Below are 12,709 nucleotides of genomic sequence, written 5' to 3'. Positions count from 1 at the left end.
CGCCCTGCTGGACGCTGTTCCTCAAATTTGTGAGGCAGATCCATGGGCGCGGGATGTAACGTTTCACTCGGCAACCCAAGCGGGTATGCTGTGCACCTCCTCTCTTCGCCTTGATCGCTACCGCCTGCCTATGTCGCCCAAACCGCTGCTCGCCAACAACCCCAAGATCACCGACGTGGCCCGGCTGGCCGGGGTCTCGGTCACCACCGTCTCCATGGTGCTGCGCGGCAAGGGGCGCATCTCGCCGGCCACCGCCGAGCGGGTGCAGCAGGCGATCAGGGAGCTCGACTACGTGCCCAACAGCGCAGCCGCCAACCTGCGCAGCCAGCAATCCAACCTGGTGGGGCTGATCCTGCGCGACATCACCGACCCCTTCTACACCGAGGTGACCGCCGGGGTGAGCGAGGTGCTGGAGCAACAGGGCTATCTGTTGTTCCTGACCCAGTGCGGCCACAGCCCAGAGCGGTTGCAGCAGAGCATCCAGTCCCTGTCGCGCCAGGGGGTGGCGGGCATCATCTTCAACCCGGTGCGCGGCGCCGCCGCCAAGCCGCTGGAGAACCTGCTCGGCTCGGCGCTGCCGCTGGTGTGCGCCGCCCGTTCCTACTATCGGGACGACGTGGACTTTATCGGCCCGGACAACACCCACGCCGCCCAGCAGGCCACCACCTATCTCATCGAGCAGGGCCACCGCCATATCGCCTACGTCGGCGGGCGGGCCGACTCCCTCACCCGCGCCGAGCGCATTGGCGGCTACTGTGCCAGCCTGCTGCAATACGGCCTGCCCTTCAAACCTGAGTGGGTACTGGAGTGCGAGCGCACCCAGCGCAGCGCCGCCGACACCATCGCCCAGCTGTTGCACCGGCACCCCAAGGTGACCGCCGTGCTCTGCCACTACCCGGAGGTAGCCCTCGGCGCCATCTACGGCGTCGAGGCGAGCGGGCGCAGCGTAGGGAAGGACAACTACGTCGGCCAGCAGGTGGCCCTGCTCGGTTTTGATGACGTGGCGGAGGCCGAACTCACCTTCCCCGCCCTCACCTTCCTCAGCTCACCGGCCCGCGACATCGGCCGCCAGGCCGCCCTGCGCCTGCTGAACCGATTGCAGCAACCCGAGCTCGCCCCCACCCGCCATCTCATCATCCCCAGCCTGCAAAAGCGGGCATCGGCCTGAGTTCGCTGGGTGGCAAGCCCCCTCTTCACTTTTCCTGCGCCTTGATCCAGCGTCGATAGCGGGCGTTGCCAAGCAGGGTCTGCCACTGCTGGCAGGCCAGCGCCAAGGCGGGTGCGATCTTGGGGCGGCTCGGCTGGCCGCGCCCCAGCCGCCGCAGCTGGTATTTCACCATCGCCATATAACCTACCGAGGCCAGCACCTTGTTGCGCCAGGGGATGGGCCGGAGCTCGGCACTTGCCGCCTGCTCACGGTGCCATCTGGCGGGCAGATCCGGGGCGATTGCCAGCGCAGTGGCCATGCCGGCGACCGCCACCCCGCTGCCAAGCACCTGCTCCACCACCGGGTAGCGGCGAATTCCCCCGGTCACCATCACGGGCATATGGGCAACAGAGACGATCTCCCGAGCGAACTCCAGAAAATAGGCCTCCCGCGCCAGAGTCCGACCATCGCGGGCCTGGCCGTGCATGGCGGGCGCCTCGTAACTGCCGCCGGAGAGCTCCACCAGATCCACCTCGAGCGGGTTGAGCATCTCCACCACCGCCTTTGCATCCTCGGTGCTGAAGCCGCCACGCTGAAAGTCGGCGGAGTTGAGCTTGACCGACAGTGCGAAGCCGCTGCCCGCCTGCTGGCGGATCCCTTCAACTATCTCCAGCAGCAAGCGCGCGATTCTCAAGGCTGCCGCCCCAACGATCGCGGCGCTGGTTGGTGAGTGGCGAGAGGAACTGGCTCAGCAGATAGCCGTGCGCGGCATGGATCTGCACCCCGTCAAAACCGACACGCTGTGCCAGCAGCGCCGTGTTGATGAAGCGCGCCTTCACCTCGGCAATGTCGGCCTCGCTCATGGCTCTGGGCGGAGAGAACTGCCTCGAGAAACGGCCGAGCGCCATGGGTACGGCGGAAGGGGCCAGGGTGGGCTGCCCCAGCGCCGCGGGCATCTGGCGACCGGGGTGGTTGATCTGCATCCAGATCTGGGCGCCCCCGCTCTTGGCCGCCTCGGCCCAGGCACTGAAACGCCCGGCCAGCGCCGGGGAGAGATCGTCGGAGTCGAGTACCACGCCCCCCGGCCCCGTCATGGCGTGGCCGTCCACCATCACATTGCCGGTGATGACGAGGCCGGCGCCACCCTCTGCCCAGGTACGATAGAGGCGGATTAGCGCCTCTGAGGGGGCATGGTCACGGTCGGCCATGTTCTCTTCCATGGCTGCCTTGGCGAGACGGTTGATAAGCTGGCTGCCATTGGGCAGGGTCAGGGGAGTAAATGGGTTCATGGCGATCTCCTCATAGTGAGGGCCCCACCATAAGTTTGAAGCTGACTTGAAGGTCAAGCCCCTTTGTCGGGATGCCGTTGCGATAGGGGAAATGCTATCCACCCGACCCCCCTTGCTCAGGGCCGTTGACATTCAAGTCGGCTTTAATCTTAGAATCCCCCTTGATCCCGCCCTTCGTCCATGACAGTGGGCGGAGCCGCCAACCCGTAGCCCAGGAGACAAGATGAAGATCGGTGAACTGGCCAGACAGACCGGCATGGCGGCCTCGGCCATCCGCTTCTACGAAGCCAGAGGCCTGCTCAGCAAGGTGCGGCGGGGTGCCAACGGCTATCGCGACTACCCGCCCGAGACGGCGCAGTTGCTGACCATCATCGCCCTGGCGCAGCAGGCGGGCTTCTCCCTCGACGAGATCAAGCAGCTGGTGCCGGCGGATATCAGCACCTGGCAACATGCCCCGCTGCTGGCGGCGCTCAAGGCCAAGGTGAGCGACATCGAGGCGCTGGAGGCAAGACTTGCCCACAGCAAGCAGCAGTTGCAGGCCCTGATCGGGCTGGTGGAATCCAAACCCGACGAGATGCCATGTGAGGAGAACGCCGCCCGGGTATTGGCCAGCATGGGTATCACGCCCCCGCAGCAATCCTGAGCCAAACCGCCCCCTCTCGCGCAGCCCCTTGCTTAAGGCACATTGCCCCTTCAGCGGCGCCGGCACTATACCTAACAGTGCGAGGCCGGCGAGACCCCGCACAGGCATCTCTGCCCCGGCTTGCCGTCCGCGCAGGGAGGATCACGGCCCCGCCCGCCGTCTCTGCTGCAAGGTGAGCCATCATGTCATCACACCAACCCACCGGGGGCAAAAGCACCTCCCCGCTGCCGCTGGAGAACTTTTCTCTGGTGCTGGGCGGCCCACTCTATCAGCTGTGGAGCCGCGCCCATCTCGGCAATGTGTCATCCCACCTGAGGCTGCGCATCGTCACCCTGAGCGCCTTGTGCTGGCTGCCCTTGCTGCTGCTCAGCGCCTGGGAAGGCACCCTGCTTGAAGGGGTCACCGTCCCATTCCTGCTGGACATCGAGTCCCAGGCCCGCTTTCTGATCTGCGTGCCCCTGCTGGTCTTTGCCGAGCTGATCGTCCATCAGCGGATCCGGGGCATCATCGCCCAGTTTCTTGAACGCCAACTGGTGCCAGACGCCTCGCTGCCACGCTTTAATCAGGCCATAGGCAGCGCCATGGCATGGCGCAACTCGGTGGCCGTCGAGCTCGCCCTGCTGCTGTTTGTCTTCTCCAGCGGCTACTTCATCCGCACCAACACCTTCGTGCTCGATGCATCCACCTGGTACGTCACCCAGAGTGACGGTCAGGATCATCTCTCCTTCGCCGGCATCTGGTTTTTCTGGATCAGCATCCCCATCACCCAGTTTCTGGTGCTGCGCTGGCTCTACCGCATCCTGATCTGGAGCCGGCTGTTGTGGCAGCTCTCCTGCCTGCCCCTCGCGCTGATCCCGACCCATCCCGATCGCAATGCCGGCCTCGGCTTTCTCGGGGCCTCGGCCTATGCCTACTCGCCACTGTTGACCGCCTTCGGAGCCCAGCTGGCCGGTTATGTGGCCAACCGCATCCTGCACGATGGCGCCGTGCTCACCGCCTACAAGCCGGAAATTGCCCTGCTGGTGGTCGTGGGGCTGTTGCTGGTACTCGCCCCGCTCACCGTTTTCGCAGGTCAGATCATGCGCACCAAACGCCAGGGGATGCGTGAATACGGCGCCCTGGCGGCCGAATACACCCGCGATTTCGAGCGTCGCTGGCTGCGCAGCCAAGACCGGGATGGCGAAGCCCTGCTGGGAGCCGCCGACATCCAGTCCCTCGCCGATCTCGGCAATGCCTACGCTGTGGTCAAGGAGATCCGCCCCCTGCCCTTTAGCCGGGACACTTTTATGCAGCTCATCCTGGCCACCCTGATACCCTTCGTGCCGCTGCTGTTCACCCTGTTCCCGTTCGAGGTGATGCTGGATCGGGTGATCGGGATTATTTTCTAGGGGCCGGCCTTCACCATATGCGGGGACAAGCTCCCCGCATTCTCGACAAAGCTCACATGCGTGACTAATGGCAGATAAGTCTTCTGGTCTGATTGAAGCCCGCGTAGCTATGATGGCGCCATGAGGAATGCAGGTGGCCACAGGGTCACCGCAGGCAAAAACATATGCCCCTCTCTTCGTAACCAGCCAGGGATCATGCAATGAGTGGATTGGATCGTCACGGCCAGCCATTGGCCAATTACAACGCGGCACGTAACCGCGACAAGCAGCTAAACAATCTGATGGGTATTTTGGATGGTATCGTGGCCGACAGCGCCATCGATGAGCAGGAGATGCTCTATCTGGACATCTGGCTCAAAGAGAGCGCCAGCCTCAACGGCTGGATCTTTTGTGAACTGCGGGAGATGGTGGCCGACGTCCTGCAAGACGGGCAATTGTGTGAAGCAGAGAAGCTGCACTTGATGAGCGCCCTTCCCCGCCTGATGGAAACCTATCGCCATCTACCCGGAGTCGACTTCTATTCAGAAGAGTCAGACAAGTTGTTACTCGAGGGACTCTGCCAGGGCTTGATGGGAGACCAAACGCTTTCTGATGATGAGATCCACTACCTGAACTGGTGGATGAAACAAAACAGCATGCTACGAGCCCACTATCCCGGTAAGCAGCTTTATCAGACCGTGGAGCGGATCCTTCAGGATGGCGTTATCACTGAAGAAGAGAGGGAAGAGTTGCAGCAACAATTGCTGCTGTTTGTCGGCAATCCTTTCTAGCAAGGGGTTGTCACGGGTATGGCGACCAAGCTGGCCATCAGCGATACCGAGATCGATACCTTGCATGGTTGCAGTGTCTGTTTTACCGGTATGTTTCTTTCCGGTACACGCCGGCAGTGCGAGGAAACAGCCCTGCTATTGGGTGCAACTCCCCAAGACGCTGTCACACAAAAACTTGATTACCTCATCATCGGTGAGCTCAGTTCACGGGATTGGCGTTTCTCCTCATATGGCAGAAAAATCGAAAAGGCCATGCTGCTGCAGGAGAAGGGACATGCGCTGCAGATTGTCACCGAGGAGGCTTGGCTTGCCCATGCCAACACTCTGCACGAGTCGACTTGAACCTTACATCACGGCGAGGGCTCACGCCCGCGCCTTGATAATTCATTCCTTCTGCTAGCCCACAGCATGCCAAAACGTGAGCCTGCTCACTGCGTTGGCAAGGAGAGATTGAGAGCCAAGTGGAGAGGAATATGATGGGCACCCACTCTCTTCACGAGCCCCTTTATGAGCAACCCGCACGACCAGAATCCACCGAGTGAAATCCATCGCTGTGACAAATGCCGGGAGCGCACCCGCCATATCGTGGTGCTGGTCGCCCGCGATCACACTCAGGACATCATGCCCAAGGATCCGCGCAAAGCCTTCTGGCAAGCCTTTCGCTCCAGCAGCCTGACCAACGCGGTATTCGGCCAGACCCTCGCCTATCAGGCTACCCATGTAAAGCACCTGATCTGCGAGCGCTGCGGCGAGAAGTTTCTGGAGTATTGAGGCCCAGAGGACGGTGCACTACGGACCGTCAGAGCGGGATAAAAGAGAAATAAAGATGAAGTTTGTCGAGATGGCCCCCGGTCAACTGCCGCTGGCGCTGCTGCTGGAGGCCGATCCCGCAGAGCAGCGCATTGCCGCCTATCTGCCCGGCGCCTGGGGCTTTGCCGCCCTGGCGGGCAACGAGGTAGTGGGCGCCTGCGTGGCGGGTCTGGTGGGGGAGCAAACGGCCGAGCTCTTCAATATCGTCGTTGCCCCCAACCACCAGCAGCAAGGCATCGGATCCCGCCTGCTGCGCTTCGTGTTGACCAGCCTGGCCGGGAAAGGGGTACACCGCGTCGAGCTCGGTACCGGCAGCTTCGGCCACCAGCTCACCTATTACCAGCGCCACGGCTTTCGCGTCGATGCCGTCATTAAGGATCACTTCCTTATCCACTATCCGGAGCCCCTGATGGAACACGGCATCCAGCACAAGGACATGCTGCGGCTCTACCTTGAACTGGGCTAGGCTATCCCTACCCTCAGCAGCCTGTAGCGCCCTGGGGATAAATGGTGGGGGGATCAATTTAGCGTCGCCACATCTCATCGAAAGCAACGAGAGCCATATCGATCGCCATGACACTGGTAAAGGGATGAATGCAGGATGCAGACAAGAAAAGCCAGCCCAGATGAACTGAATGCCATCTTCTGGATGGGCTTTGATGCTTGGGGCGAAGGACTGTCACCGACTGAATATCTGGCGAACTGCCACGCCAGTCAAAAATACCGCTCCGGTGTGTGGTATGTCCTGATTGTGGACAATCAGCCTGTCTCTTCCCTTATCGTCTATCGGGACCGGTTTGGCCTTGGCCAGGGCTGTTTTGGCATAGGTTCACTGGCAACGACACCTGCGATGAGGGGGCAAGGATTTGGTGCCCATCTGCTGCGTGGTGTGACAGGCATGCTGCTGGATAGTCCCGATGCCGTCGCCACCTTCCTCCATGCAGATATCGACCATCACTTCTACGAGAGGCTGGGGTATAGGCGCATTCCGGGGGGTGATTGCATGTATTTCTCTCATAGGCGGCCACGCTATGTCGACGAACCGCCAACCTACTTTTAATCCGCTCCCAGCGTCATCACCTCTACCTTCCAGCCTCCACACATTCTGTGACCAAACAAGCGGTGCAATTCACTTCGTTCATTGCACCATACGGTACTTGATACGCACCTCTGCGATTAACAAGGACGTTATGTTCAAGCTTGAAACAACACATCTTATACTGCGCGATATGCAGCCAACTGATGAGGCGGCATTTGTCGCTATCTCGCAAGAGAGCAAGTATCAGCGGTTTTACAGCGAATCAGATTGCGACCCGGATAAATATCGGCAGCTCACCAAGCTGTTTATCGAGCAGGCAAATGAACACCCTCGCACCGCCTATCAATTGGCCATCGAGTACAAGGCAACCGGGAAATTTATTGGCACGGTCTGCCTGCGTCTTGAAGCAAATAATCAGGCATCAATGGGCTGCGGCATGTCCCGGGAGTATCAGGGTCATGGCTTAATCAATGAAGCAGCGCATGCCTTGCTGGATTTTGGTTTCCGGACCTTGGCGGTACACCGGGTCTATGCAGAAACCATCAGCCGGAATCGCGCTGCGATACGGTTATGCAAAACGTTGGGCATGAGGCAAGAGGGATATTTTCGCGAACACCGTTTCTTCAAAGATCAGTGGTGGGATACCGTGGTGTTGGCCATCCTCCAGCGCGAGTGGCAACAAAGTTCGTCACCAGCCAATTAGGCATATAAAGAGCGCTCATAGATGCAACGAATTCTGATTATTGGCAACTCGGGATCGGGCAAGAGCTGGTTGGCGGCTCGATTGGCTGAGGGATTGACTATCCGGGAGGTCAATCTCGACACCATTGTCTGGCAGCCGGGCGGCTTTAACCAAAAACGGCCCCAGCATAAGATTGACCATGCCATTCAGACACTTGCTCAAGAGCCCTCATGGGTGGTCGAAGGGGTATTTGGCGCCCTGGCCGAGCAACTGCTTGATGCCGCCGATACCCTGCTATTTCTGGATCTCGACTGGTCTGTATGCCGTGATTCACTACTATCACGCGGATCACAAAGTGCCAGGCAACGGGATGCAGTGGCAGCCGAAGAGAGCTTTCAACAACTGCTGGTATGGGCATCGGAATATGGGCAGCGAGCCAGCAAAAGCTCCTGCCAATCCCATCGCGAGCTGTTTGATCGATTCCCAAACGCCAAGCACCGTTTCACGACTCGGGCAGAGGTAAATAGCAATCTCACTCAACTGACCACTCATAGCTAACGGGGTAGCCCGTAGGTTCGAATAGCGGAGCGTATTCGGACGTTCGCGTTATCACCTCTCTCTTTTCGGCCATCCCCTCTCTTGCCTCCCCTCCCTGCCCAAACAAGCGGTGCAATTCACTTCGTTCATTGCACCCTACGGGGCCAATGCCTGTGCTTTCACTCGCGCGTTGTGGTGGGCTGTCTGGCACCAATGGCTCAACCCATTTCTCCACCTTTCCCCTCGCCTGTCTCCCCTTACCAAGCGCCCCGTCACCGCCATTTATGTGCACCAGCTCACACCCCGCCCGCTCTTTTCACCTCACAAATTTACAGCTCCTCACTGATTCTAGGCCGGATAACATCACTCTCCATCATAAAAACATGTTGAAAGAATCAGCACCAAGGCGCTGATTTTAAAAAATAAAAAATAACTTATCGATTCAATCCAGACCCATTTTATCAGCTGGTCTGCTGTGCGATCGGGGTCACACTCGAGGCGATAGCGCACAAAAATCCAGTATTTCGCAGTTTTGTCCGATAGGTGCGCAGCTCAGCGGGCGGGATAATAGTGGGGTCACTTTTGTCTGCATCTCCTGGGCGATAGCCCAGGAAAAGATGCCAACAGGCTCCGGCCAGGAGCAGGGAGAACGCCATGATCACCACCCTTATCAACGAGCAGCTGATCGCGCTCGATTTAAAGGCCACGCGCAAGGAGGAGGTCTTCACCGAGATGACCCGCCTGCTCGCGGCGCAAGGCAAGGTCAGCGACGAGCAACAGTTCATCAAGGACCTGTGGGCCCGGGAAGAGCTGGACAACACCGGCTTTGAAGAGGGCGTCGCCCTGCCCCACGCCAAGAGTGCGGCAGTGAGCACCCCGGCGGTGGCCATCGGCATCAGCCGCGCCGGTATCGAGTACGGCGCCGAGGATGGCAAGCCCTCCCGGCTGTTTTTCATGATTGCCTCTCCGGCTGGCGGCGCCAACCACCATATCGAGGTGCTGGCCGAGCTCTCCGCCAAGCTGATTGAAGAGGGCTTTATCGATGCCCTGCTGGCAGCCAAGACGCCTACCGATGCGCTGGCGCTGCTGCTCGAGAAGAAAGAGCCGCAAGTGGCCACCCCGGCCGCCGACAAGGGGCTGATCATCGGCGTCACCGGCTGCCCGGCCGGCATCGCCCACACCTATCTGGCGGCGGAATCCCTGGAGCGCGCCGCCAAGGAGCTGGGCTTTGAGGTGAAGGTAGAGACCAACGGCTCCATCGGCGTCAAGAACAGCCCGACTGCAGCCGAGATCGCCCGCGCCAGCGCCATCGTGGTGGCCTGCGACAAGCAGGTGGACATGGCCCGCTTCAACGGCAAGCCGCTCATCAAGACAGGCGTGAAGGCCCCCATCAAGGATGGCAAGGGGCTGATTGAGCAGGCGCTGAAGGCCCCCGCCTATGTGGCGGACAAGGATGAGCGCAAGAGCGAGGAGAAGAGCTCAGGCGGCAGCTCGGATCTCTACCGTTATCTGATGAACGGCGTCTCCCACATGATCCCGTTTGTGGTGACGGGGGGTCTGCTGATCGCCCTGGCACTGGCCATCGGCGGCGATCCGACCCCGAGCGGCATGCAGATCCCGGCAGGGAGCATGTGGAACCAGATCCTCAACGTGGGGGTCGCCGCCTTCACCCTGATGATCCCCATTCTGGCGGGCTACATCGCCTACGCCATCGGTGATCGTCCGGCACTGGCACCAGGCTTTATCGGCGGCTGGATCGCCAACAACGGCAGCTTCTACGGCGCCGACGCCGGTACCGGCTTTATCGGTGCCATCATCGCGGGCCTGTTGGTCGGTTATCTGGTGCGCTGGATTGCCACCCGCCACTACCACAAGATGGTGCAGCCGCTGGTGCCGATCCTGATCGCCCCCATCGTCGGTTCCCTCTTTATCGCAGCGGTATTCATCTTCATCATCGGCGCCCCCATTGCCGACATGATGACGGGTCTGAACGCCATGCTGCTCTCCATGAGCGGTGGCAGTCTGGTGCTGCTGGGGATCGTGCTGGGCGGCATGGCCGGCTTTGACATGGGTGGCCCGGTCAACAAGGTGGCCTTCCTGTTCTCGGTGGGCATGATCGCCTCCGGCCAGACCCAGTTCATGGGTGCCATGGCCTGCGCCATCCCGGCCGCGCCCCTTGGCATGTCGCTGGCCACCGTACTGGGTCGCAAGCTCGGCATCTTCGACGCCACCGAGATTGAAGCGGGCAAGGCTGCCGGTGCCATGGGCCTGGTGGGGATCTCCGAAGGTGCGATTCCATTCGCCGCCCGTGATCCGCTCGCCGTCATCCCGGCCAACGTGCTGGGCAGCATGACCGCTGCCGTGATGGCCTTCCTGTTCGGCATCACCAACAGCGTCGCCCACGGTGGTCCCATCGTGGCCCTGCTCGGCGCCGTCAACAAGCCGCTGCTGGCCCTGCTCTGCATGATCTGCGGCGCCATCGTCACCGGCGTGGTCGCGGTTGCCCTGAAAAAACTGCGGGTCAAGAAGAGTGACGAGGTGACCCTGGCCAAGGCCGCCTGATCCCCGTCCAACCAAGCCTCCCTGCTGGGAGCGACCAAACCGGACGAGGCCACCTGCGGGTGGCCTCCTCTTTTGTCGGGTTCGAGAGAGCCCGTCCACCTCTGCTGTACGACGCCGGCTTGTGATCCTCTTCACGCTTCGCGGCCGGATCCCGCCAAACTAGGAAATTTTCCTACCCCCCCTAGGGATGGCTCTCACGCCATTTGCAGCGCGCCTCATTAAAGTCACGCTACCTGATGTCGTTACCCGACCCGCGCCACGGCGCAAGGGACGGGCATGGGTTCAATCGACAGGGGCTCGCCGCGCACCGCGCCCGCTTCCTGTTGTTCTTTCCGTGGCGTGACCTCCAACTCCAATCAAAAAGGGAGGAACGCGGCGGAAACAGCGTCTATCTCGCAGAGGATGAACGAAGATGTTTAAACTGCTCGAACAGGTCCGGGTCCCCACCCTGAACCTGCCGGTCGAAGCCCGGCGCAAGCTCTGGTTCAAACCGTTTATGCAATCCTATCTGGTTGTGTTCATCGGTTACCTGACCATGTATCTGATCCGCAAGAACTTCAACATTGCGCAGAACGACATGATCCAGGAGTACGGTCTCTCCATGACCGAGCTCGGCATGATCGGCCTTGGCTTCTCCATCACCTACGGGGTGGGCAAGACCATCGTCTCCTACTATGCCGATGGCAAGAACACCAAGCAGTTCCTGCCGCTGATGCTGATCCTCTCCTCCCTCTGCATGCTGGGCTTCAGTGCCAGCATGGGCGGCACGGGTTTCAGCCTCTACCTGATGATCTTCTTCTACGCGGCCAGCGGTTTCTTCCAGAGCTGTGGCGGCTCCTGCAGCTACTCCACCATCACCAAGTGGACGCCCCGCAACAAGCGCGGCACCTACCTCGGCATGTGGAACCTCTCCCACAACGTGGGCGGGGCCGGTGCGGCCGGGGTGGCGCTGTTCGGTGCCAACTACCTGTTCGATGGCAACGTGCTCGGCATGTTCATCTTCCCCTCCATCATCGCGCTGATCGTCGGCTTCATCGGCCTGCGCTTTGGTAGCGATTCGCCGGAAGCCTATGGTCTGGGCAAGGTGGAAGAGCTGTTTGACGAAGTGGCCAGCGAAGAAGATATCGCCACCGAAGAGCAGCAGCTGACCAAGTGGCAGATCTTCGTCAAGTACGTGCTGATGAACAAGGTGATCTGGCTGCTCTGCTTTGCCAACATCTTCCTCTACGTGGTGCGCATCGGTATCGACCAGTGGTCCACCGTCTATGCCCACCAGGAGCTCGGTTTCTCCAAGGAAGTAGCCATCCAGGGCTTTACCTTCTTCGAAGTGGGCGCTCTGGTCGGTACCCTGATGTGGGGTTACCTCTCGGATCTGGCCAACGGTCGCCGTGGTCTGGTGGCCTGTATCGCGCTGGCGCTGATCATCGCCACCTTGGGGCTCTACCAGCACGCCACCACCCAGTTCATGTTCCTGGGATCCCTGTTCCTGCTTGGCTTCCTGGTGTTCGGTCCGCAACTGCTGATCGGCGTGGCCGCCGTGGGCTTCGTACCCAAGCAGGGCATCAGCGTGGCCGATGGCGTCAAGGGCACCTTCGCCTACCTCATCGGTGACAGCTTCGCCAAGCTGGGTCTGGGCATGATTGCCGACGGCACCCCTATCTTCGGCCTGACCGGCTGGACCGGCACCTTCGCCGCGCTGGACATGGCCGCCGCCGCCTGTCTGGTGCTGATGGCCTGCGTCGCGGTCGCCGAAGAGCGCAAGATCCGCCGCATCAAGCGTGAACTGAAAGCAGCTACCTTGGCCACCCAGTCCGTCTGAACCAGCGCGAGCTCAAAGCTGCC

At 60.7% G+C, this 12,709-nt stretch carries 14 protein-coding genes; 12 read left to right on the top strand and 2 right to left on the bottom strand.

What is annotated here, in order from left to right; translation table 11 throughout:
• Nucleotides 1-130: 130 nt before the first annotated feature.
• On the top strand, nt 131-1,168 hold the full coding sequence (locus PG899_RS07700; RefSeq protein ID WP_077097128.1) for a Mal regulon transcriptional regulator MalI: 1,038 nt from the start codon (nt 131-133) through the stop codon (nt 1,166-1,168).
• A 25-nt stretch (nt 1,169-1,193) separates the two neighbouring features.
• Here PG899_RS07700 and PG899_RS07695 read toward each other — a convergent pair whose 3' ends face one another.
• Nucleotides 1,194-1,841, bottom strand: coding sequence for a hypothetical protein (locus PG899_RS07695; protein ID WP_232105238.1), 648 nt, complete (start codon nt 1,839-1,841; stop codon nt 1,194-1,196).
• Nucleotides 1,807-2,436, bottom strand: coding sequence for an oxidoreductase (locus PG899_RS07690; protein WP_232105239.1), 630 nt, complete (start codon nt 2,434-2,436; stop codon nt 1,807-1,809). The genes PG899_RS07695 and PG899_RS07690 overlap by 35 nt, the downstream gene beginning before the upstream one ends.
• Before the next feature lie 223 nt (nt 2,437-2,659).
• On the opposite strand from PG899_RS07690, the gene PG899_RS07685 reads away from it, so the two are divergent.
• From PG899_RS07685 to uhpT, 11 genes are all read left to right on the top strand, one after another.
• Nucleotides 2,660-3,079, top strand: a complete 420-nt coding sequence (locus tag PG899_RS07685; RefSeq protein WP_077097132.1) for a MerR family transcriptional regulator — start codon at nt 2,660-2,662, stop codon at nt 3,077-3,079.
• A gap of 182 nt (nt 3,080-3,261) precedes the next feature.
• A complete protein-coding gene (locus PG899_RS07680; protein WP_077097133.1) occupies nt 3,262-4,467 on the top strand; it encodes a hypothetical protein in 1,206 nt (401 codons plus the stop codon).
• Nucleotides 4,468-4,667: 200 nt separating this feature from the next.
• On the top strand, nt 4,668-5,237 hold the full coding sequence (locus PG899_RS07675) for a hypothetical protein (RefSeq protein WP_232105240.1): 570 nt from the start codon (nt 4,668-4,670) through the stop codon (nt 5,235-5,237).
• A gap of 18 nt (nt 5,238-5,255) precedes the next feature.
• A complete protein-coding gene (locus PG899_RS07670; RefSeq protein ID WP_232105241.1) occupies nt 5,256-5,579 on the top strand; it encodes a BRCT domain-containing protein in 324 nt (107 codons plus the stop codon).
• 165 nt (nt 5,580-5,744) lie between these two features.
• Nucleotides 5,745-6,008: a hypothetical protein gene (locus PG899_RS07665; protein WP_043159861.1), complete on the top strand. Its 264-nt coding sequence runs from the start codon at nt 5,745-5,747 to the stop codon at nt 6,006-6,008.
• A gap of 55 nt (nt 6,009-6,063) precedes the next feature.
• The gene (locus PG899_RS07660; RefSeq protein WP_077097135.1) at nt 6,064-6,513 is read left to right on the top strand and encodes a GNAT family N-acetyltransferase; all 450 of its coding nucleotides are present in this window, start codon (nt 6,064-6,066) and stop codon (nt 6,511-6,513) included.
• Nucleotides 6,514-6,648: 135 nt separating this feature from the next.
• Nucleotides 6,649-7,107 (top strand): GNAT family N-acetyltransferase, encoded by a 459-nt coding sequence (locus PG899_RS07655; RefSeq protein ID WP_077097138.1) that lies wholly within the window; start codon nt 6,649-6,651, stop codon nt 7,105-7,107.
• Nucleotides 7,108-7,237: 130 nt separating this feature from the next.
• Nucleotides 7,238-7,789: a GNAT family N-acetyltransferase gene (locus PG899_RS07650; protein ID WP_016350083.1), complete on the top strand. Its 552-nt coding sequence runs from the start codon at nt 7,238-7,240 to the stop codon at nt 7,787-7,789.
• A gap of 21 nt (nt 7,790-7,810) precedes the next feature.
• Nucleotides 7,811-8,326, top strand: a complete 516-nt coding sequence (locus PG899_RS07645) for an AAA family ATPase (protein WP_077097141.1) — start codon at nt 7,811-7,813, stop codon at nt 8,324-8,326.
• A 633-nt stretch (nt 8,327-8,959) separates the two neighbouring features.
• Complete coding sequence (locus PG899_RS07640) at nt 8,960-10,867, top strand: PTS fructose transporter subunit IIABC (protein ID WP_044799541.1); 1,908 nt, start codon at nt 8,960-8,962, stop codon at nt 10,865-10,867.
• Nucleotides 10,868-11,279: 412 nt separating this feature from the next.
• On the top strand, nt 11,280-12,686 hold the full coding sequence (gene uhpT, locus PG899_RS07635) for a hexose-6-phosphate:phosphate antiporter (protein ID WP_076361246.1): 1,407 nt from the start codon (nt 11,280-11,282) through the stop codon (nt 12,684-12,686).
• The last annotated feature ends 23 nt before the right edge of the window (nt 12,687-12,709 follow it).

The organism is Aeromonas sp. QDB39 (genome assembly GCF_027707585.1).
GTDB classification, from domain to species: domain Bacteria; phylum Pseudomonadota; class Gammaproteobacteria; order Enterobacterales; family Aeromonadaceae; genus Aeromonas; species Aeromonas hydrophila.
Note: the sequence above shows the minus strand (reverse complement) of the source record. Positions and strands in the feature narration are given on the sequence as shown.